Source organism: Micrococcus sp. TA1 (assembly GCF_014199555.1).
Taxonomy (GTDB): Bacteria; Actinomycetota; Actinomycetes; order Actinomycetales; family Micrococcaceae; genus Citricoccus.
In genome coordinates this window covers 34,118-55,569 of record NZ_JACHNW010000001.1, presented here as the reverse complement: position 1 = coordinate 55,569, position 21,452 = coordinate 34,118, and the positions used below count along the sequence as shown (strand labels likewise).

Sequence of the window (21,452 nt, the reverse complement as noted above, 5' to 3'; positions counted from 1 at the left end):
GTCAGGGGTAGGCACTCGGTCGGTATCCCACCTGCTTCCGCGACCCGGACAGGCGAGACCGGTCGATACCGAATCCTCGCCGGTTCATCCCGGCAGGTGCGTCTCCATCAGGCATGTGAACGCATGCCGGACACCACGAGTAAGGGGAACATGCCATGCAGGATTTCACCTCAGTCGAGAAGCTTCAGCACGCCACCGTCTACGGCACCGACGGGGACAAGATCGGGTCCGTCGGCCAGGTCTACCTGGACGACCAGACCAACCAGCCGACGTTCGTCACCGTCCGGACCGGGCTGTTCGGCATGAAGGAGACCTTCATCCCGGTCTCCCAGGCCACCCAGTCCCAGGACGGCCTCCAGCTCCCGTTCGACAAGGCCTTCGTCAAGGACGCCCCGAACATCGACGCCGACGGATCCCTGACGCCCGAGGAAGAGCGTCGGATCTACGAGTACTACTCCTTGGACTACCCGGCGGGCGGGCGGCACGGCGATGACGCCGTCGGCTCCCCGCGGGCCGCGGGGACCGGCCTCCGGCAGGACACCGACCCCGACGCCGGACGGACTGCCGCCAGCGGCACCACGGCCGGCGGCGTGGGGGGCCTGGGTGTCCAGCGCGGCCACGCGAACGACACCGCAGCCGACCTGGACCGCGATGTGGATGCCGGCGGAGCCGACCGGCAGGGCGGCATCCACACCACCGGCACCGGCGGGGCGGACACCCACGGTGTCGGCACCGACCGTGAGTCGGTCGTCGTGCGCGATGAACAGCTCGACGTGGGCACCGAGGTCCGCGAGACCGGGCAGGTGCGGTTGCGCAAGCACACCTACACGGACACCGAGACCGTCGAGGTCCCCGTGTCCAAGGAGGAGGTCGTCGTCGAGCGCGAGTCCATCGACCCGAACTCCCCCGAGGCCCTGAGGAACACCGGGGACGAGGAGGTCGTGGTGACCACCCGCGAGGAGGTGCCGGTCGTGGACAAGACCGCCACCGCCGAGAAGGTCACCGTGGACAAGAACCGCGTGCAGGACACCGAGCGCGTCTCGGGCACCGTCCAGCACGAGGACGTCGAGGTGGACGGCGAGGGCGACGCCCGTCGTCGCTGACCCGACCCACACCTGAAGGCGCCCGGTCCCCTCGTCGAGGGGCCGGGCGCCTTCACGTGTGCCTCAGTCGTCCTGGCCCTGTTCGCGCTGCAGGATGTGCAGGAACTGCAGTGACTCCTCCGCGGTCAGCACGGTGTGCGCCGACAGTTCCAGGGCCGCTTCCTCGATGCGGCCGTCCCGCACCATCGCGGTGAGCTGGTCGCGCAGGAAGGGGGGCAGGTCCGCGCTGGAGACCCGCACCGTGGTCTCATCGCGGACCACTTCCAGCTCGAAGGGCCGATCTGCCGGCAGCGCGTCGGTGAGCCAGTCCTGGGGAACCACCAGGTTGGTGGTGTCCGGGACCTCCTCGGTCGCGGAGTCCCGCGGTTCCGGCGGACGAGCCTGCTCCGGCGAGGGCTGGGGCTGAACTGCCGTCCCGGTGTCCGCGGCCGATGCCGGGCCCGGCGCCGCCCCGGGGCGGACCCACATCTGCGGAAACGTGGCCAGCGCCTGGACGTCCAGCATGGACTCGAAGGTCCCCAGGCCGGTGGACTGGCGGTAGGCCATGACGGCGTCGCTGGTCCGGCCCGCGGCGATGAGCCGGTAGATCTCCCGGTGGGACTCCTGGTCGAGCCGGCCCGAGGCCACGCGGGCACTCTCCGAACTGACCCTGCCGGCCAGGGACCGCCTGCCGCGGCGCCGCTGTCCCGCAGCGCCGGGCTCTGGGGTCGCGGAGGACGCGCGGCGGGAAAGCCACCAGGCTCCACCGCCCACGATGGCGCCCACCACCACGACGATCAACGCCGGCACGAGGTATTCCATGGGACCAGTCTAGGTGGCCCCCCTCAGGGCGCGTCGACCGTCCAGACCCGGTGACCGGGGGCCACCCTGCCGGGATTCTGTGAGGTGAACAGCACCACTCCGGGGTACTCCTCCAGCTCGCGGCGCAGCAACCGCAGGCCCTCCTCGTCCAGGTCCGTGTCGATGCCGTCCAGCACGAGCAGGGGTGGGTCGTCCAGCAGCGCCCGGCCCAGTTTCAGGCGGGCGATCTGGGACCCGGTGAGCGGGTGCCCGCCGTTGGTGATCCTCGTGTGGGCGCCCTTCGGCAGGCTCGGCAGCACCTCGTCCAGTCCCACCCGCGCCAGGGCCTGCGCGGCCTCGTCGTCGGTGGCCGAGGGCTTGCGGTAGGTGATCGCGCGCGAGACCGTGCCGCGCTCCAGCGGCACCCTCCCGGAGGCGTGGCCCACCAGCCTGCGGCGCTGGCGTCCCGGGGCGAGGGTGTAGTCGTAGCCGGCCACGGTCATCTCCAGCTCCGGCACCGGTTGCCCCGGAGCGGCAGGCGTGTTCTGCCCCGCGAGCAGGTTGCGCAGGAACGGGTGGACCCGGCCCGGGTCCTCGGACCGGACGTGGATGACGTCCCCGGCGTGGGCCTGGAGCATCGGCACCCGTTGGCCCTGGACCACCATGTTCCCGATCCTCAGGCCGTGGCGACCGGAGGCGGACCGGTCCCGGGGGCGGTCCTTCCAGCGCTGCTCGCGGTCCCTCTCCGCCTTCTCCAGGGCCGCGGCCTCGGCGAGCAGCGGGGCCTGGATGCGACGGGCGGCCTTGTAGTTCTGCCGGTACTCCACCACGCGCCCCAGGTCGCCCAGCGGGGTGGTCATCACGCCCACAAGGGTCATGGAGGAGGCCACCCCGGCGGCGTCGATGATCCCCAGGGCGCCCAGCACCACCACGGTCGCGGTGGCGAGGGAGGCCGCCGTGATGGCCGAGGCGCGGACCAGCCCGGTGATCCGGGCGCGCGCGACGGCGGCACCCACCACCTTGCCCGAGTCGCGGTCCAGTGCGTTCAGTTCGCGACGCACCCCGCCGGCGGCCTGGATGGATTCCCCGGCCCGTACCGTGTCCGCGATCCGGGCCGACATCCGGCCCCGACGGCGGCGCAGGTACCGGGCGCGGGTGAAGGTCGCCCTGGCCAGCGGGGGCACGGCGAGTCCGAACAGCACGATCGGCATGCCCACGGCCAGGCCTACCCTCCAGTCGGCCAGGGACAGCACGGCCAGCACCACCGCCACCAGGGGCAGGGAGGTCATCAGCGGGACGATGCCCTGGGAGACCCAGTTGCGCACCGCGGTGAGGTCGTTGGAGGCCCGGGTGATGGTCACCCCGAGGGAGGGGTTGCCCGCGCCTGCCAGGGAGGTGCCGATGAGCTTGCGGCGCAGTTCGTACACGTAGTCCTGGCCGAGGTCCTCCCCGGCCACCCGCTCGGCCCAGCGTGCACCGAAGACGGAGAACACGGCCACGCCCAGGACGGCCAACTGCGGCCAGGGGACGAGGGGCCGCGCGCCGGCGACAGCGGCCGGGTCCAGGGCCGATCCGTCCGGCGCGGTCCCGGAGTTCAGGGCGGCGTTGTACTGCGCCGGGGCGCCCAGCAGGGCGTCCACGCTGAACGCCATCACCAGTGCCATGACGGCCTGGAAGACGCCGAGCAGGACGAGGATCACCAGCAGGTGGCGGCGCCGGCCCGCCCAGATCGTGGGCATCCGCTCGGACGTGCCGGTCGCCTCGGCGGTGCCCTCGTCCTCGAGGTCCGCAGCGTCGCCCGCGGTGCCGGGGGTATCCAGGATGTCCTCCAACGTGGGATGGGTGGCGGCCGCTCGAGGGACCGGTCGCGAGGCCGTGATGTGCTCCACCGCGTGCTCAGTGCCGCGGCAGCAGCGCGGTGGAGACGGCGGCCCCGGTCAGTGCGTAGGTGTCGATGACCGGAACGGACAGGACCGCGCGGGCCTCTGCAGTGGCCAGCGGTGAGGAGGTCAGCACGCCGGACACCGCCGCGACGTCCAGGCCGGCGGCCTGCAGCTCGCCCACGCCGGCGACCGCGCCGAGGGCGTCCCCGGCCGCGAACACGATGCGGTCCACGACGGCGTGGAACAGCGGATCCCGCAGCAGCCGGGCGGTCTCGCCCTGGTACACGCCGTCGGCGATCTCCACGACGACCACGTCGGTGTCCGTCCCCGACAGGGCGTCGATGACGTTGACCGTCAGCGCACGGACCTGCTCGAAGTCCAGCCGGAAGGTGGTCGGGTAGCCGAAGTCGGTGAAGTCCAGGACCCTGGCGGCGCCGCCGTCGCGGTAGATCATCGGGTCGTTGCCCGCACCGGTGCCGGTGGACTTGCCGGCCGAGACCGTCAGGCCGGCGTTCGTCAGGCCGTTGACCAGGGTGGCCATGGCCGTGGACTTCCCCGAGTTCATGGAGGTGCCCAGCACCCCGATGACCGTGGGCCGGCCGGGCAGGGTGCCGGCCAGCTCTGGGGCGGCGGCGCCGAGCGGAGGGACCGGGTTCAGGGCATAGGGCGCGAACCGGGTGAGGTTGACGATGCCGAGGTCGTCGGCGAGCAACCCGAGTGGCTCGATCCGGGTCGGGTCGTCCACGCTGACGTGCTGCTCGGTGACCGTCCCGGCCACCCCGCCGGCGGCCACCAGGTGGCAGGGCTCGAGGGAGTCAGGTACGTGGGCCAGGAACTGGTCGGCCGCGTAGCGGTGGCCGTAGGCCAGCATGATGAGCGCGCCGGGGAACAGGATGGCCTTGCGGGACTCGGGGGTCTCGACGCGCTTGTGGTTGAGGATCTCGGTCACGCGCGCCACCACCACGTCGCCGGCCTTCGGCGTGACGGTCGGACCGGCGGCCAGGTGGAACCTGGCCCGGTCCGCCTCCACGGCGCGAGCTACGAAGCGGGTGGTGTAGGACGCCTGGATGCGGGCGGGCAGCTCCAGCCGCTGGTAGGTGGCACCGGCGGTCTCGACCAGGGGAAGGGTGCTGGCGGTGTTGGTCATCTCGATCGTCATGGCTGATGCCTCTCACGTGCGGTGCGTCGGTGACCGTCCGGGGTGTTCCGTCGGCCTCGTCACCCATGGAACCAACCGGCCATGAACGGCACATGAGCGGCGGATGAGAGGGCTCTCATCTTCGGTGCCGGCCGCGCCAGATCCCCCTGAACTGGGGCGATGCCGCATCGAGGACCGTCACGGAACGGGTGCCGTGAGCCTTCTCACGGCGGGGTGTCGCGGGGCAGGAACACCGAGGCGAGCACGAGGGCCAGCAGCGCCAGCACCACCGTCATCAGGACCGTCCCGGGCCAGCCCAGCCCGGTCAGGAACACCCCGCCCAGCCAGCCGAACACGCTGGAACCGGCGTAGTAGCCCAGGTTGTACAGGGACGCGGACTGTGCCCGTCCGGCCGCGGCCGCGGCCCCGGCCCAGCCGGAGGCGACCGCGTGCGCTGCGAAGAACGCCCCGGTGAACAGGACAGTGGCCCCGAGCACGACCCACACGCTGGGCACCAGGGTGAGCAGCACGCCGGCGACCATCACGGCAGTGGCCGCCCGCAGCACTGACCGGCGGCCGTGGCGCGCGGCGAGCCGGCCGGCCAGCGGTGAGGTCCAGGTCCCGGCCAGGTAGGCCAGGAAGACGAGGGAGACCAGGGTGATCGGCAGGCCGAAGGGCTCCTCGAGCAGGTGGTAGCCCAGATAGTTGTACATGGCCACGAAGCCGCCCATGAGCAACGTGCCCTGGGCGTAGATGCCCAGCAGCACCGGGGAGCGCAGATTGACCGTCAGGGCCCGCACGGCCCGCCGGAGGGTCGTGCGGTGCGGGGTGAAGCGGCGGGCGGCGGGAGCCAGGGCCAGGAACCCGGCCGCGCAGGCGACGGACAGCAGGGTCACCACCAGCATCCCCAGCCGCCAGTCCACGAGCTCGCCCAGCGGGGCGGCGACGATCCGCCCGGTCAGCCCGCCCACGGTCGTCCCCGAGATGTAGGTCCCGGCGGCGGCCGCGGCGGAGAGCCGGTGGACCTCCTCGTTGAGGTACGCGATGGCCAGGGCGGGCACGCCGCCGAGCGCGAGCCCTTCGAGGAAGCGCAGCGCGAGCACGGCCTCGAAGGCGGGGACGATGGTGGCGACCAGGGAGAAGGCGCAGGCCGCCAGGACCGCGCAGCCCATGGTGCGCTTGCGGCCGAAGCGGTCCCCAGCATAGGACCAGGGGATCACGCTGACCGCCAGCCCCAGGGTGGCCAGGGACACCATCAGGGCGGCGTCCTGGGCGGAGACGGCCAGGTCGGAGCTGATCAGCGGCAGCATGGCCTGCGGCGAGTAGAGCTGGGCGAAGGTCGCGACGCCGGCCAGGAACAGTCCCAGCAGCAGCCGCCGGTAGCCTCCGGCGCCCGGCACGTGGCCGGACCACGCAGCACTGCCTGAACCGTTCACGGTGGCGACTCTAGACCCTCGGCGCAGGCCCCTCTGTCCGGTGGCGTGGCACAGGACGCCGGCACGGGCACGGCGCGGACACGCGGATCCGGACCGGGGACTGGCCTAGGATGGCATGTCGTGATGACTTCAGTTGACCTCAGCCAGTCCTTCAAGGCCTACGACGTCCGGGGCATCGTCGGCGAGACGATCACCGCCGCCTCGGTGCGCGCGGTGGGTGCCGCGTTCGTGGACGTGCTGGGGCTGGCCGGGGACCGCGTCCTGGTGGGTGGGGACATGCGCCCCTCCTCCCCGGAGTTCGCCCGTGCCTTCGCCGAGGGGGCGACGGCACGCGGCGCCGACGTGGTCATGCTGGGCCTGGTCTCCACGGACATGCTCTACTACGCCTGCGGCGTGGAGCAGGCGGCGGGCGTGGTGTTCACCGCTTCCCACAACCCCGCCGAGTACAACGGCATGAAGATGGCCAAGGCCGGAGCCGTCCCGGTGTCCTCGGACACGGGCCTGTTCCAGATCCGCGACGTCGCCCAGGGGTACCTGGACGCCGGTGACGTGCCTGCTGGTGAACGCACCGGGGCGGTCACGGAACAGGACATGCTCTCGGGTTACGCCTCCTACCTGCGGTCCCTGGTCGACCTGTCCGGCATCCGCCCGCTGAAGGTGGTCGTGGACGCCGGCAACGGCATGGCCGGCAAGACGACGCCCGCCGTGCTCGGTGACGCCGTCCTGGAGGCGTTGCCGCTGGAGATCGTGCCGCTGTACTTCGAGCTGGACGGCACGTTCCCGAACCACCCGGCCAACCCGCTGGAGCCGGAGAACCTGCGGGACCTGCAGCGGGCCGTCACGGAACACGGGGCGGACCTGGGCCTGGCCTTCGACGGCGACGCGGACCGTTGCTTCGTGATCGACGAGCAGGGCGCCCCGGTGTCCCCGTCCGCCGTGACCGGCCTGGTGGCGCGCCGGGAGATCGCCCGGGCCAGGGCCGGTGACACCGTGAACGGCACCGTGCACGCCCCCGAGGCCGAACCGGTCATCATCCACAACCTGATCACCTCCCACGCCGTGCCGGAACTGGTGGCCGCCGAGGGCGGCCGCGCCGTGCGGACCCGCGTGGGACACTCCTTCATCAAGGCGGTCATGGCCGAGGAGAGCGCCGTGTTCGGTGGCGAGCACTCCGCGCACTACTACTTCCGGGACTTCTTCAACGCCGACACCGGGATGCTGGCCGCCATGCACGTCCTGGCGGCCCTCGGGGCCCAGGAGGGGCCGCTGTCGGAGCTGGCCGCCGAGTACGACCCGTACTCCGCCTCCGGTGAGCTCAACTCCGAGGTCGAGGACAAGGCCGGAGCGGTGGCGCGCGTGCTCGAGGTCTTCGCCCCCACGCTGGCCGGGGACACCGCCTCCTCCGGGCAGGACACCGTGGCGGACGACGACCACCTGCGGGGATCGGGCCTGGCCGGCACGCGGGTGAGCGTGGACCGGATGGACGGCACGACGGTCGCGGCCGTGGACGGCGCCTGGTGGTTCAACCTCCGCCCGTCCAACACGGAGCCGTTCCTGCGCTACAACGGGGAGGCCCGGGACACCTCGACCATGGAACGCGTCCGTGACGCCGTGCTGGCCCTGGTCCGACAGGGTTCCTGAGCCCCGTTCCCGGGCCCCGTTCCTGAGTCCCCTCTCCCGAGGACGCCACCGAGGGATGCCCCGCAGGGACGCCCCGCCAGGACGCCACCGCCAGGACGTCCCTTTGGCGCGTGGCGGGTGCCCGCGGATGCCCTCCTGCCCCTCCTAGCCCGCGAGGGCCAGGACGAGGGGCAGCACGCCCTGGGCGCCGGCCTCGCGCAGCACCCGGCCGGCCTCGGTCAGCGTCCAGCGGCTGTCCGCGCGGTCATCCACCAGCAGGACCGGTCCGTGCCGACCCGCCTCCTCGGCGGAGGCGAGCTGGTCCCGCATCGGGCCGGGCACCGTGTACCGCTGCCAGACCGAGGCCAGGCGGAACGCGCTGTTCCCGCCGGACTCGCTGCGCGGGACGTCACTGGCGAACTCCAGGTGGCCCAGGTAGGGCAACCGCCCGATCCGTGCGATCCCCTCGGCGAACGAGGTGACCAGCTGGTTCCGTGACGTCGACGGAACCGAGACCACGGCGATCGGACGCTGCTCCCACTCCCAGGCCGTCAGGACCTTGACGGCCGCCTGCAGCAGGTCCTCGTCGATGGGCGCATCGACCACACCGTCCCGGGTGGCGGCGAAGAGGGCCCGCAGCCTGCCTCCCCAGCCCAGGTCGGTCAGGCGGGCCACGGCCCGGCCCTCGCCGTTCTGCAGTGCCTCGGGGATGCGACCCTTCAGGGGGACGCCGAGCCGGTCCATCCCGCTCGGCCACGTCCGGCGTGGCTCGATGGGCACGCCGACGCGGCCCATGGCCCGCGAGGCGCTGTCCCGGGCCGTCTCCGCCACCGCGGTGGGATACCAGGGGCCGGCGCAGTTGTCACACCGGCCGCACGGGGTGGCCTCGGGGTCGTCGAGCACGCGGGAGAGGAACTCCATCCGGCAACCGGTGGTGTTCTCGTAGTCCAGCATGAGGTTCTCCTCGTGCACCCTGGCCTGCGCGACCCGGCCGTACCGCTCCCCGTCATAGGTCCACGCCTGGCGGGTGCGCTGCCACCCGCCCTGGGTCCGCTCGACCGCCCCGTCCACGGCCAGCACCTTCAGCAGCAGTTCCAGCGGGGTGCGCTTGACGTCCACGCGGGTCTCCAGGGCGGGCACGGACAGCGGCCGGCCCGCCGCCTCCAGCTCGTTCAGCACCGACCGGGCCCGGTGTTCGTCCGGCATGGACGTGGTGGCGAAGTACCGCCAGATGTCCCGGTCCTCGGTGCCCGGCAGCAGGAGCACGTCCGCGTGGTCCGTGGCACGGCCAGCGCGGCCGACCTGCTGGTAGTACGCGACCGGGGAGCTGGGTGCTCCCAGGTGGATGACGAACCCGAGGTCCGGCTTGTCGAACCCCATGCCGAGCGCTGAGGTGGCCACGAGGGCCTTGACCCGGTTCTCCTTCAGCCCCTGTTCCAGTTCTGCGCGTTGTTCCGGATCCGTCCGGCCGGTGTACGCGGCCACCTCGTGCCCGGCCTCCCGCAGGGCCCGGGCGGTGTCCTCCGCCGCGGACACGGTCAGCGCGTAGACGATCCCCGAACCGGGGAAATCCCCCAGGTGGGTGAGCAGCCACGCCAGCCGGCTGGCAGGGCTGGGCATCCTCAGCACGCCCATCCGCAACGACGACCGGGCGAGCGGGCCCCTCAGGACGAAGACCTCCTCGGTACCGGCGACGCCGAGCTGTTCCGCGACGTCCTGGACGACCCGGGCATTGGCCGTGGCGGTGGTGGCCAGGACGGGGACACGGCGCTCACCGGAGCCCGGCAGCTGGGCGATGAGGTCACGGATCCGCCGGTAGTCCGGACGGAAGTCATGACCCCAGTCCGAGATGCAGTGTGCCTCGTCCACCACGAGCATCCCGGTGCGGCGGATGAGGTCCGGCAATTGCACGTCCCGGAAGTGGGGGTTGTTCAACCGTTCCGGGGACACCAGCAGGACGTCCACGGAGTCCTCGGCGAGGCGTTGCTGGACCAGGTCCCACTCGGTGGCGTTGGCCGAGTTGATGGCCTCCGCCCGCACCCCCGCCCGGGCGGCGGCGACGACCTGGTCCCGCATCAGGGCCAGGAGCGGGGAGACGATGAGGGTCGGTCCGGCGCCCCGGGCCCGCAGGAGCAGGGAGGCCACGAAGTAGACCGCGGACTTCCCCCAGCCGGTGCGTTGCACCACGAGGGCGCGGCGACGTCGGGCGACCAGCGCCTCGATCGCCTCGTACTGCCCCTCGTGGAATTGCGCGTCGGGGTGGCCCACGAGCCGGCGCAGGATCTCGAGAGCCTCGTCCTTCAGGCCGTCCGGGCGCTCGGCACCACCCCCCGTCAGCAGGTCGGTGTCTGCCTGGCCGTACTCTTCGTCCACCATGGGCCCAGTATTCCAGCCGGCAGGGACACGCTAACCGGCATACCGCAGCACCGTGGAGTCGGGGCCTCGCCCGGCGGGTTGTGCAGTACCTCGGGTCCCCCGTGGTCCTGGATCTGGGACAATGGAGGGGTGAAGCTCAACGCGTTCGGCGACGTCTGCCTGCGCACCCTCATGCTCCTGGGCGCCCAGCCGGACCGGCAGATGACGGGCCGGGAGATCGCCGAGTCCGTCGGGATCCCCTACAACCACGTCAGCAAGGCGGTACTGGAGCTCAAGAACCGCGGCGCCCTCGAGGTGTCACGCGGGCGCCATGGCGGGGCCCGCATCACCCCGGTCGGCCTCGGGCTGTCCGTGGGCGGCCTGTTGCGCGACCTCGACACCCAGCCGGACATCGTGGACTGCACCGGTGCCGTCACCGACGGCGGGCGGGCCTGCCCGCTGCTGGACGGCTGCAGGCTGCGGTCCGCGCTGGCCCGGGCGCGGGAGGCCTTCTATGCGGAGTTGGACGGGACCACGGTCGCCCAGCTGACCGGCCCTCCCGAGCCCGTTCGGCTGCCGACGCCGGCGGTCCGCTGACCAGCCTCCCCCGCGCCCCGGGAAACACGGCCGCACCAACGCCGGCCATCGCCAGCGCCTCCGCCACTTTCGGCACCCCTCCACCAGCGCGCCCTGGCCACCCCCGGACTCCCGGGACTCCTCCGGACTCCCCCAGGGGGCGTTCAGTGACGTCCTGTGGACGGTGTGACGCGCTCGTTTTGACGTGAACTTCTACGAGGTGTAGAAATCGGAGTGTCAATCTTGCATACGCCAAGCAAGTTTCACCGACGAAGGAGTCGACATGCTCTCGGACACCGCCCGCCCCGTCATCGAGGCCACGCTTCCCGTGGTGGCAGCCCACCTGGACGAGATCACCCCGAAGTTCTACGCCCGCATGTTCGCCGCTCGCCCCGAGCTGCTCGACGGCATCTTCAGCCGCGCCAACCAGCGCAACGGCACCCAGCAGAAGGCACTGGCCGGCTCCATCGCCTCCTTCGCCTCCCACCTCATCGAGCACCCGGACACCCTGCCCGAGAAGGTGCTGATCCGCATCGCCCACAAGCACACCTCCCTGGGCATCGTCGAGGAGCAGTACCCCATCGTCTATGAGCACCTGTTCGCGGCCATCGTGGACGTGCTGGGCGAGGCCGTCACCGAGGAGGTGGCCGCGGCCTGGACCGAGGTGTACTGGCTGATGGCCGACGCCCTGATCAAGATCGAGAAGGGCCTGTACGCCCAGCAGGCGAACGACCAGGCCTGGTCCCCGTGGCGCGTGGCCGCCAAGGAACCCGCGGGCCGCGGCAGCGTCACCTTCCGCCTGGAGCCCGCGGACGCGACCCCGGCCACGGTCGCCCGCCCGGGCCAGTACGTCTCCGTGCGCGTACGCCTGGCCGACGGCCTGCGCCAGTGCCGCCAGTACTCCCTGTCCGAGGACGCCGCCTCGACCACCACCCGCGTGTTCACCACGAAGCTGGACGAGGGCGGGGAGGTCTCCCCGTTCCTGCACCATGGCGTGCAGGTGGGTGACGTCGTCGAACTGTCCAACCCCTACGGGGACATCGAGCTCGACACCTCGGACGCCCCCCTCGTGCTGGCCACCGCCGGCATCGGCTGCACCCCCAGCGCCTCGGTCCTGCAGACCCTCGCCGCGGAGGCCTCCGAGCGGCAGGTCCTGGTCCTGCACGCCGAGCGCACCGAGGGCGACTGGGCCCTCAAGGAGCAGATGCGGGAGAGCCTGACCGCCCTGCCGAACGCCGACTTCGCCCTGTGGCTCGAGGACACCACGGACGCCAGCGCCGAGCTGGCCCCGCGCCCGGGATTCATGGACCTGGCCGCCGTCGACCTCCCGGCCGACGCCAAGGTCTACCTCTGCGGGCCGCTGCCCTTCATGAAGGCCGTGCGCTCCCAGGCGATCGCCGCGGGCATCCCGGCCACGGACATCCACTACGAGGTGTTCGGACCGGACCTCTGGCTGGCCGCCTGAGCCGGCCGGGCCGGCGTCGTACCCCACGACGCCGGCCCGCGCCCACCTGACGAGAACGGGCCGGGCCCGGTGGTCACCCACCGGGCCCGGCCCGTTCGTATCTCCTGCCCCCGGACGCGGCCGAGGGGCTCGTGGCGCCTCAGGCGCCCAGGCGCTGCTTCAGTCCGTCCAGCTGGCCGCCGATCGAGGCCGGGAGGGAGGAGCCGAACCGCGCGAACCACTCCTCGATGGAGGCCACCTCGGCCGTCCACTCCTCGGTGTCCACCTTCAGGGCGTCCTCGAGGTCGTCGGCCGAGATCTCCAGCCCGGTCAGGTCCAGGGACTCCGGGGTCGGGGTGCGGCCGATCGGGGTCTCCGTGGCGTCGGCCGTGCCCTCGAGGCGCTCGACGATCCACTTCAGCACCCGGGAGTTCTCGCCGAAACCGGGCCACGCGAAGCCGCCCTCGCGGTTACGGCGGAACCAGTTGACCAGGTAGATCTTCGGCAGCTTGTCCTGGGCGACCTTGCCCGACTCGCGGACCCAGTGCTCCAGGTAGTCACCGGCGTCGTAGCCCATGAACGGCAGCATGGCCATCGGGTCGCGGCGGACGACGCCCACCGCGCCGGCCGCGGCGGCCGTGGTCTCCGAGGACAGGGTGGCGCCCTTGAAGATGCCGTCCTCCCAGTCGAAGGACTCGGTGACCAGCGGAATGGTGGTCTTGCGGCGGCCGCCGAAGAGGATGGCGTCCAGCTTCACGCCGTTCGGCTCGTTGTACTCCGGGGCCAGCATGTCCGTCTGCTCGATCGGCGTGCAGAACCGGGAGTTGGGGTGGGCCGCCGGGGTCCCGGACTCGGGCGTCCAGTCGTTGCCCCGCCAGTCGGTCAGGTGCGCCGGGACCTCGTCGGTCATGCCCTCCCACCACACGCCGCCGTCGTCGGTGAGGGCGACGTTGGTGAAGATCGAGTTGCCCTTGGCGATCGCGCGCATGGCGTTCGGGTTGGTCGACCAGCCGGTACCCGGGGCCACGCCGAAGTACCCGGTCTCCGGGTTCACCACGCGGAACTCGCCGTCGTGGCCGGGGCGGATCCAGGTGATGTCGTCACCCAGGGTCTCGGCCTTCCAGCCCTCGATGGTCGGGTCGATCAGCGCGAGGTTGGTCTTTCCGCAGGCCGAGGGGAAGGCGCCCGAGATGGTGTAGGACTTGCCCTCCGGGTTGGTCAGCCGCAGGATCAGCATGTGCTCGGCGAGCCAGCCCTCGTCCCGGGCCATGACCGAGGCGATGCGCAGCGCGTAGCACTTCTTGCCCAGCAGGGCGTTGCCACCGTAACCGGAACCGTAGGACCAGATGGAGCGCTCCTCGGGGAAGTGCACGATCCACTTGGTCTCGTTGCACGGCCAGGCGACGTCCTCCTCGCCGTCCTCCAGGGGGGCGCCGACGGAGTGCAGGGCCGGGACGAAGAACGCCTCGGTCTCCTCCATCTTGCGCAGCACGTCGGTGCCGATGCGGGCCATGATGCGCATCGAGTTGACCACGTAGGCGGAGTCGGTGATCTCCACGCCGAACTTCGGGTCCTCGGCGTCCAGGTGACCCATCACGAAGGGGATCACGTACATGGTGCGCCCGTGCATGGAACCGGCGAAGGCGTCCTGGAGGATGCCCTTCATCTCGCCGGGCTCCATCCAGTTGTTGGTGAAGCCGGCGTCCTCCTCCTTCTCGGAGCAGATGAACGTGCGGTCCTCCACGCGGGCGACGTCGGCCGGGTCGGAGAAGGCGGCGTAGGAGTTCGGGAACTTGTCCTCGGCGAGCTTCACGAAGGTGCCGGCCTCGACCAGTCCGGCGGCCAGGCGGTCATACTCCTCCTGCGAACCGTCCACCCAGTACACGGAGTCCGGCTCCGTCAGGGCGGCGACCTCCTTCACCCAGTCGAGCAGCTTCCCGTACGAGGTCGGGGCCTCCGCCACGGCTCGATCTGCGAAGGTGAGTGAGGAGTTGTCTGCCATGGGGGTTCCCTCCATTGGGTAGCGGCTGCCTTTGGGGTCGCCTCCGGAACGGGCCGTCAGTGGCCGGCACTCCGTTGTGCGTACACCGTCTCCGGTGCCTCATTCTACCCACGCAGATCACACGCCCGTTCCGGTGACGTCACCTTTCGGACACCCGGTCCCGGCACCGCACCCCCTTCCCGCACGCCCGGAACGATCGGCCGGGAGGCCGGCCCGCGGAGCCCGTCAGGACCCCGATCGAGGCCGATTTGGCGAACGGCAGGTGAATCGCTATAGTTCTTCAAGGCCGTTCGCGGCGATGCGCCCTTAGCTCAGCTGGATAGAGCGTCTGTCTACGGAACAGAAGGTCAGGGGTTCGAATCCCTTAGGGCGCACCAAGTAAAGATGACAGAAGAGGCCGGACCCCACGGGTCCGGCCTCTTCTGCATCCCGGACCTCCCGGACGCGCTCCCCCGCCAGTCCGCGAGGACCCGAGGCCGCCCCGCGGGGGCCGACGCGTCAGGGGCGCGGCACGACGAAGTGCGTCATCCGCGCGTCGCGGCCGTCCAGGGTGGCCCACTCCCCCGGCACGGCGAACACCTGCAGGCCCAGCGTGGGCAGCCGCTCGGCCATGGTGACCACCGCATCCTCGTCGGAGTCGATGGAGGACAGCCGCATCCCGAGGTCCTGGACCCACGGCAGGTGGCCGACCACCATCAGGGTCCGCACCTGTTCCTCGGTCTCGTTGATCACGGAGAGGGCGCCGGTGTCATCGGTGTCGTAGAGACGGGAGTCCAGGTAGGGCGTCGGCGCCTTCTCGCCCAGTTCGCTGCAGACCCAGGTGCAGGTCTGCCGGGTGCGCACGGCGTCCGAGCACAGGATCATGTCCGGATAGATCCCGTGCTCCACCAGCCATCTCCCGGCCAGCGGCGCCTCCCGGGTGCCCCGCCCGCCCAGGGGCCGCTCGTGGTCCGGCACGCCCTTGGGCCAGTCGGACTTGGCGTGGCGGAGGATCACCAGGGTCTTCTCCCCGGTGCGGTTCCGGGAGGCGGGGTTCACGACGTCGGAGGGCATGGTCCCAGCGTAGTGGTCGCCCTGACCACAGGGCCGGCCGGGGTCACAGGGCGTTCTGCCCGGTGATCTTCCGTCCGATCAGCAACGACTGGATGAACTCGGTGCCCTCGTAGGTGTGCACGACCTCCATGTCCGTCAGGTGCCGCGCCACGTGGAAGTCGAGCAGCAGCCCGTTGCCGGCCAGCAGGTCCCGGGCCTGCTGGGCGATCCAGCGGGCCTTGTGGGCGGTGTGCATCTTCGCGATCGAGGCCATCGACCCGGTCCACTGGCCGGTCTCCTGCAGGTGGGCCATCCGGAAGCACAGCAACTGGATGGCCGTGAGCTCGGTGAGCATCTGTGCCAGCGTGTTCTGCACGAGCTGGTTGGACCCGACCGGGCGGCCGAACTGCTCGCGGACCTCGGCGTAGGTCACGGCCGCCTCGAAACAGGCCAGGGCATGCCCCAGCGCCTCCCAGGACGCACCACCGCGGGTGGTCGCCAGGACCCGGGACACGTCCCGGAAGCCCTGGGCCCCCGGCAGCCGGTTCTGCTCGGGGATCCGCAGGTCCCGGAAGGACAGGTTGGCCTGCAGGATCGCCCGCTTGCCGACCTTTCCCTCGATGACCTGGTAGTCGAAGCCCTCCGGGCGGTCCTCCGGATCGCGGGGGTCCTCGCGTTCCATCACGAAGGCCTTGACCTGCCCGTCGGCCTCGTCGCGGGCGAAGATGATGACCAGGTGGGCCATGGAGCCGTTGCCGATCCACCGCTTGGCGCCGTTGATGACCCAGGTGTCGCCCTCGCGGCGGGCGGTGGTGTCCAGGTTCACGGAATCCGAGCCGTGCCGGGGTTCGGTCAGCGCGAAGGCCCCGATCCTGCGCAGGGCCGCCATGTCCGGCAGCCAGCGCCGTTTCTGCTCCTCGGAGCCGAGCATGTTGATCGTGCCCATGGACAGGTTGGCCTGGACGCCCAGGAACGTGTTCATCGACCCGTCCCCGCGGGACAGCTCCACCGTGGCCAGTCCGGCGGCCAGCCGCGAGAGCCCCGGCGCGCCGTGCCCGGTGATGGCCCCTCCGACCACGCCCGTGGCGGCCAGCGGTTCCAGCAGTTCGTAGGGGAACTCGGCCCGTTCCCAGTAGCCGTTGATGACCGGGAGCACGTCCCGGTCCACGAAGGCCCGCACGGAGGCCCGGGCCCGCCGTGCGTCCTCGGGCAGGTCCTGCTCGAGCAGCAGGTAGTCCGTGTCCCGGGCCGTGGTGAGCCCGGAGCGCAGGGAGTCCAGGTATCCCGCGGTGTCCTGCGCCCAGTCCACGGAGTGGGGGCCCGTGGCCTGCGGCATCGCCTCAGTGTCCATAGCTGTACCAGCCCTTCCCGGTCTTGCGGCCGAACTCACCGGCCCGGTACTTCTGCTCCAGCAGCGGGTGCGGCTTCTCGGCCTCGTCCCCGGTGAGCTCGTAGGTGGCCTGGCGGATGAGGTAGGTGACGTCCAGGCCCACCAGGTCCATCAGCTCGAAGGGACCCATCGGGTGGCCCAGCGCGTTCTTGGCGGCCTCGTCGATGTCCTCCACCGAGGCGACCCCCTGGGAGTACAGGTCCAGTGCCTCGTTGCGGACCGCGCCCATCAGCCGGTTGGCCACGAAACCGGGCACCTCCTTGGTGAGCAGCACCGGGACCTTGCCCATGGCCCGGGCCACGGCCTCGACGGTCGCGACGGTCTCGTCGGACGTCGAGGCGTGGCGGACGACCTCGACGGCCTTCATGACCAGGGCCGGGTTGAAGAAGTGCATGTTGCAGACCTTCTCGGGCCGGCCCGTGGCATCGGCCACCGCGGAGGAGCCGTAGGTCGAGGAGTTCGTGGCCAGGATGGCGTGGGGCGGGGCCAGGCGGTCCAGTTCGGCGAAGACCGACCGCTTGACGTCGAGCTTCTCGGTGGCGGCCTCGATGACCAGGTCGGCGGTGGTGATGGCCGGTTCCAGGTCGGTGGTGAACGTGATCCGCTCCCAGGCCGCGTCAGCGGTCTCCTGGTCCATCCGGCCCTTGGCGACCCGGCCGTCCAGCCAGGTGCGCATGTCCTGCTCCGCGGCGGACACCGCCTCGGCGGCCACGTCCCGGACGGTGGTGGTGAACCCGGCGACGGCGGCCGCCATGCCGATCTGCCGGCCCATCGCCCCGGACCCGATCACCAGGATCTGCCGGACCCCGGCGTCCGTGGCCGGGGTCGTGGTCTGGTCCGCGTTCTGGTTCGTCGTCATCGCTGCATCACCCTTCAGGTCGTCCATGTCGTGTCGGTCGCGCGCGTCATCGGCCCCGGAACTCCGGGGTGCGCTTGTCGAGGAAGGCGGTGGCGCCCTCGGCCTTGTCCTCGGTCGTGTACAGCAGGGTCTGTGCCAGCCGCTCGAGCAGCAGGCCCGTCCTCTGGTCGGTCTCCGCGCCCTGGCCGATGACCATCTTGGCCAGCCGGATCGCCAGCGGGCCCTTGGTGAGGATGGTGCCCACGGTGGCTGCCGCCGTCGGGAGCAGCTCGGCGGCCGGGACGACCGTGGTCACCAGGCCGTAGCGCTCGGCCTCGGCGGCGGTGAGGATCCGGCTGGTCAGGATCATCTCCACCGCCCGGCCGGTGCCCACCAGCCGGGACAGGCGCTGGGTCCCGCCCGCGCCGGGCAGCACGCCCAGCGTGGTCTCCGGCAGGCCCATCCTCGCGTGCTCCGCGGCGATCCGGATGTCGCAACTCATCGCCAGTTCCAGTCCACCGCCCATCGCGACGCCGTTCAGGGCGGCCAGGGTCGGCTTGGGGTAGTCCTGGATCCGGTCGTACAGCCGCTGCATGTGGGCCGCCAGGCCGTACGGCAGGTCGTAGTGCGCGAGCTGGGAGATGTCCGCGCCCGCGATGAACGCCTTCTCCCCGGCCCCGGTGAAGATGACCGCGGAGACGTCGTCGTCCTCCTCCCAGGCGTCCAGGACCCGGCCGATCTCGGCCAGCACCGTCCGGGACAGCGCGTTGCGCTTGTCCGGGCGGTTGATGGTGATGGTCCCGACGGCCCCGCTCACCTCGGCCAGGATCGTCTCGAAGGCCTCCGGGAGGCTCTCCGACGAGACCGCGATGTCGGCCTGCGGTTGGGTCTGCTGGTGGGTCATGGTCAGGCCTGCGTTCGGGTGAAGGCGCCGATGCCGGTCAGGGTGCGGCCGATGGTGAGCTGGTGGACCTCGTCGGTGCCCTCGTAGGTGCGCACGGACTCGAGGTTGTTGGCGTGGCGCAGCGGGGAGTGCTCCAGGGTGATCCCGTTGCCCCCGAGCATCTCCCTCGCCTCGCGGGCGATGCCGATCGCGACCCGGCAGTTGTCCAGCTTCCCGGTGGAGATCATCGCCGGAGTCACCGCGGCCGGGTTGGTGTCCTTGGTCCGGCCGATCTGATGGGCCAGCAAATAGCCCTTGTTGATGGCCACCGCCATGTCCGCCAGCTTGGCCTGCGTCAACTGGTAGGACGCCAGCGGGGTGCCGAACTGTTCCCGGCCCAGCGTGTAGTCCAGCACCGCGTTGAACGAATCCCGGGCCGCGCCCATCACGCCCCAGATGATCCCGTACCGGGCCTCGTTCAGGCACTGGAACGGGCCCTTCAGGCCCACCGCGCTCTCGGCCGGCAGGATCGCCTCGGCCGGCAGGCGCACCCCATCGAGGTGGATCTCGCACTGGACCGAGGCCCGCATCGACAGCTTGGACCCGATCGCCTCAGCCCGGAACCCCGGGGTGTCCGTGGGGACCACGAACCCGCGCACCCCCCGGCCCTGGCCGTGCTCGCCGGTCTGGGCCCAGATGATCGCCACGTCGGCCAGGGTGGCCAGCCCGATCCACCGCTTGGCACCGTTGAGCACCCAGTCCCCGCCGGGCTCCTGGCGGGCGGTGGTTCTCATCGAGGCCGGGTCCGAGCCGGCCCCCGGCTCGGTGAGCCCGAAGCAGCCGATCGCCTCACCGGCGGCCATGGCCGGCAGCCACTGCTGTTTCTGGGCCTCGGAGCCGTGCTTGTGGATCGCGGACATCGCCAGCGAGCCCTGCACCGAGACGAAGGTGCGCAGCCCGGAGTCCCCGGCCTCCAGCTCCTGGGCCGCCAACCCGTACTGAACCGCAGACCGGCCCGCGCACCCATACCCGGACAGGTGCATGCCCAGCACCCCCAACCGGCCCAGCTCCGGCACGATCTCCCGCGGGAACACCGCCGCCTCATACCACTGGGCGATGTTCGGACGGATCACCTCATCCACCAGCCCCCGCACCTGCAGCGCCAGGGACTTCTCCTCGGCGGAGAACAACCCGTCCATCCCCGTCAGGTCCACCGGCCCCAAAAACGAGGCCGAGACATCCCCCGACACAGACCGACCGGCCGGTGCGGTGTTGGTTGCGGTGTTGGTTGCGGTGTTCACTTCTGTGCTCCTTGTGCCTGGGCCTGCTCGACGAGTTCCTTGCGCAGCAGGTACTTCTGGATCTTTCCGGAGGGGGTGCGGGGCAGCTCGGGGACGATGACGAGGCGCTCGGGCCAGTACGGCTTGGCCAGCCCCTTGGCGTCGAAGAACGCCCTCAGGGTGTCCATCGTCAGCTCCGGCGCGCCGTCGCGCATGACCACGGCGGCGGCCGCGGTCTCCTGCAGCCGCTCGTGGGGAACGCCGATCACGGCCACGGCCTCGATGTCCGGGTGCTCGTAGAGGACGTTCTCGACATAGGTCACCGGGATGTTCTCACCGCCCCGGATGATGACGTCCTTGGTGCGCCCGGCCAGGCGCACGTACCCGTCCTCGTCCATGGTGGCGAGGTCCCCGGTGTCGAACCAGTCGCCGTCGAACTCCTCGCGGGTCTTGTCGAGCTGGCCGAGGTAACCGCGGAACAGGAACGGGCCGCGGATCTGCAGCTTCCCCTCCTCGCCGGGGGCAGCGGGCCGGCCGTCGAAGCCGACGACCCGCGTCTGCATCCCGTCCAGGGCACGCCCGTCCGTGGAGATGATCTTCTCGTCCGGGTCGGAGGGGTGTCCCATGGTCACGAGGCAGCACTCCGTCTGTCCCCACCCGCCGAAGACGCTCATCTCCGGCAGCTTCTCCCTGGCCTCGGCCACGTAGGACCGTGGGATGGGGGCGCCCATGCAGCAGAAGTGCCTCAGGGAGCTCACGTCGTGCTCGGCGAGGTTCTTCGCGCCGATGAGGTCGTGCAGGAACGGGGTGGCCGCCGAGGTGTGGTTGATCCCGTGCTTCTCCACCAGTTCCACAAACTCCTCGACGTCCCACACGTCCTGGAAGACACCCGTGCCACCCAGCATGATCGGCAGGGAGACGCCGTAGAGGAAGCCGGTCAGGTGCCCGAAGGTCGAGGCCATGTGGATGACCGAGTGCTCGTCCAGGCCGAGCCGGTCCGGCCAGGGCAGCGCGCCGGATAGCACCGAGTTGTGGGTGTGCATGACGCCCTTGGGACGGCCCGTCGTCCCGGAGGTGAACATGATGAGCGCCAGCGAGTTCGGGTCGGGACGCAGCGCCGCCAGGTCCACCGGGTCGGACTGTCGGCGGGCACGGCCGCGGGCGAGGAAGTCCTCCCAGGACGTGAAACCGTCCCGGGCCCCCTCACCGTGCACGATCACGGTCTCCCGCAGGTCCGGCAGCTCCGGGCGCAGGCGGTCGACCATGTCCGCGTAGTTGAACTTCCGGAAGGTCTCGGTGATGAACAGAACCGAGGTGCGCGCGGTGGCCGCCATGAAGCCGATCTCCCGGTCGCGGTAGATCGGGATCAGCGGGTTGGCGACGGCGCCGATCCGGTTGGCGGCCAGGTAGATGACCAGCCACTCGTACCAGTTGGGCAGCTGGATCGAGACCACGTCGTCGGCCTGGACGCCGGACTCCAGCAGGGCGTGGGCACAGTCCTCGACGTCGGAGGCCAGGTCGGCATAGGTGTGCGCGCCGCGCACGTCGATCGTGCAGGTCTGCCCGGGACGCGCCGCGACGGCGTCGTCCAGGTAGTCGGCCAGCAGCCTGTTCCGCCAGTGTCCGGACGCGGTGTAGGTGGCGATCTCCTCGTCGGTGAGGAGCATCTCGAAGGTGTGGGGCATGGGGTTC

At 71.1% G+C, this 21,452-nt stretch carries 16 protein-coding genes and 1 tRNA gene; 5 read left to right on the top strand and 12 right to left on the bottom strand.

Annotated elements, in window-relative coordinates; genetic code table 11:
* Nucleotides 1-155 precede the first annotated feature (155 nt).
* Nucleotides 156-1,103, top strand: a complete 948-nt coding sequence (locus GGQ69_RS00210) for a DUF2382 domain-containing protein (protein WP_183523293.1) — start codon at nucleotides 156-158, stop codon at nucleotides 1,101-1,103.
* A 63-nt stretch (nucleotides 1,104-1,166) separates the two neighbouring features.
* Here the strand turns inward: GGQ69_RS00210 and GGQ69_RS00205 are convergent, their stop codons facing one another.
* From GGQ69_RS00205 to GGQ69_RS00190, 4 genes are all read right to left on the bottom strand, one after another.
* Nucleotides 1,167-1,904, bottom strand: coding sequence for a hypothetical protein (locus tag GGQ69_RS00205; protein WP_183523291.1), 738 nt, complete (start codon nucleotides 1,902-1,904; stop codon nucleotides 1,167-1,169).
* Nucleotides 1,905-1,927: 23 nt separating this feature from the next.
* Nucleotides 1,928-3,772 carry an ABC transporter ATP-binding protein gene (locus tag GGQ69_RS00200; RefSeq protein ID WP_183523289.1) on the bottom strand — a complete coding sequence of 615 codons (1,845 nt, stop codon included), beginning with the start codon at nucleotides 3,770-3,772 and terminating at the stop codon, nucleotides 1,928-1,930.
* Nucleotides 3,773-3,779: 7 nt separating this feature from the next.
* Nucleotides 3,780-4,925 (bottom strand): DUF1611 domain-containing protein, encoded by a 1,146-nt coding sequence (locus tag GGQ69_RS00195; protein ID WP_221243321.1) that lies wholly within the window; start codon nucleotides 4,923-4,925, stop codon nucleotides 3,780-3,782.
* A gap of 203 nt (nucleotides 4,926-5,128) precedes the next feature.
* Nucleotides 5,129-6,340, bottom strand: a complete 1,212-nt coding sequence (locus GGQ69_RS00190) for an MFS transporter (RefSeq protein ID WP_370577027.1) — start codon at nucleotides 6,338-6,340, stop codon at nucleotides 5,129-5,131.
* 123 nt (nucleotides 6,341-6,463) lie between these two features.
* On the opposite strand from GGQ69_RS00190, the gene manB reads away from it, so the two are divergent.
* Complete coding sequence (gene manB / locus GGQ69_RS00185; RefSeq protein ID WP_183528086.1) at nucleotides 6,464-7,981, top strand: phosphomannomutase/phosphoglucomutase; 1,518 nt, start codon at nucleotides 6,464-6,466, stop codon at nucleotides 7,979-7,981.
* Nucleotides 7,982-8,125: 144 nt separating this feature from the next.
* On the opposite strand, the gene GGQ69_RS00180 is transcribed toward manB, so the two are convergent.
* Entirely contained in the window at nucleotides 8,126-10,336 is a 2,211-nt protein-coding gene (locus GGQ69_RS00180; RefSeq protein ID WP_255459357.1) for a RecQ family ATP-dependent DNA helicase, read from the bottom strand.
* Nucleotides 10,337-10,465: 129 nt separating this feature from the next.
* On the opposite strand from GGQ69_RS00180, the gene GGQ69_RS00175 reads away from it, so the two are divergent.
* Nucleotides 10,466-10,912: an Rrf2 family transcriptional regulator gene (locus GGQ69_RS00175; protein ID WP_183523287.1), complete on the top strand. Its 447-nt coding sequence runs from the start codon at nucleotides 10,466-10,468 to the stop codon at nucleotides 10,910-10,912.
* Nucleotides 10,913-11,174: 262 nt separating this feature from the next.
* Nucleotides 11,175-12,356 (top strand): globin domain-containing protein, encoded by a 1,182-nt coding sequence (locus GGQ69_RS00170; RefSeq protein WP_183523285.1) that lies wholly within the window; start codon nucleotides 11,175-11,177, stop codon nucleotides 12,354-12,356.
* Nucleotides 12,357-12,495: 139 nt separating this feature from the next.
* Here GGQ69_RS00170 and GGQ69_RS00165 read toward each other — a convergent pair whose 3' ends face one another.
* Nucleotides 12,496-14,337, bottom strand: a complete 1,842-nt coding sequence (locus GGQ69_RS00165) for a phosphoenolpyruvate carboxykinase (GTP) (RefSeq protein ID WP_183523283.1) — start codon at nucleotides 14,335-14,337, stop codon at nucleotides 12,496-12,498.
* Nucleotides 14,338-14,637: 300 nt separating this feature from the next.
* Between GGQ69_RS00165 and GGQ69_RS00160 the strand changes: the two genes are divergently transcribed.
* Nucleotides 14,638-14,714, top strand: a tRNA-Arg gene (locus tag GGQ69_RS00160).
* A 121-nt stretch (nucleotides 14,715-14,835) separates the two neighbouring features.
* Here GGQ69_RS00160 and GGQ69_RS00155 read toward each other — a convergent pair.
* From GGQ69_RS00155 to GGQ69_RS00130, 6 genes are all read right to left on the bottom strand, one after another.
* Nucleotides 14,836-15,390 (bottom strand): histidine phosphatase family protein, encoded by a 555-nt coding sequence (locus GGQ69_RS00155; RefSeq protein WP_183523281.1) that lies wholly within the window; start codon nucleotides 15,388-15,390, stop codon nucleotides 14,836-14,838.
* Between the two features lie 43 nt (nucleotides 15,391-15,433).
* Complete coding sequence (locus tag GGQ69_RS00150) at nucleotides 15,434-16,705, bottom strand: acyl-CoA dehydrogenase family protein (RefSeq protein WP_183523279.1); 1,272 nt, start codon at nucleotides 16,703-16,705, stop codon at nucleotides 15,434-15,436.
* A gap of 4 nt (nucleotides 16,706-16,709) precedes the next feature.
* Nucleotides 16,710-17,618 carry a 3-hydroxyacyl-CoA dehydrogenase family protein gene (locus tag GGQ69_RS00145; RefSeq protein WP_183523277.1) on the bottom strand — a complete coding sequence of 303 codons (909 nt, stop codon included), beginning with the start codon at nucleotides 17,616-17,618 and terminating at the stop codon, nucleotides 16,710-16,712.
* Nucleotides 17,619-17,664: 46 nt separating this feature from the next.
* Nucleotides 17,665-18,501 carry an enoyl-CoA hydratase/isomerase family protein gene (locus tag GGQ69_RS00140; RefSeq protein ID WP_255459353.1) on the bottom strand — a complete coding sequence of 279 codons (837 nt, stop codon included), beginning with the start codon at nucleotides 18,499-18,501 and terminating at the stop codon, nucleotides 17,665-17,667.
* A 2-nt stretch (nucleotides 18,502-18,503) separates the two neighbouring features.
* Nucleotides 18,504-19,679: an acyl-CoA dehydrogenase family protein gene (locus GGQ69_RS00135; protein ID WP_221243395.1), complete on the bottom strand. Its 1,176-nt coding sequence runs from the start codon at nucleotides 19,677-19,679 to the stop codon at nucleotides 18,504-18,506.
* Nucleotides 19,680-19,777: 98 nt separating this feature from the next.
* Nucleotides 19,778-21,445 carry an AMP-binding protein gene (locus GGQ69_RS00130; protein ID WP_183523275.1) on the bottom strand — a complete coding sequence of 556 codons (1,668 nt, stop codon included), beginning with the start codon at nucleotides 21,443-21,445 and terminating at the stop codon, nucleotides 19,778-19,780.
* Nucleotides 21,446-21,452: the final 7 nt, after the last annotated feature.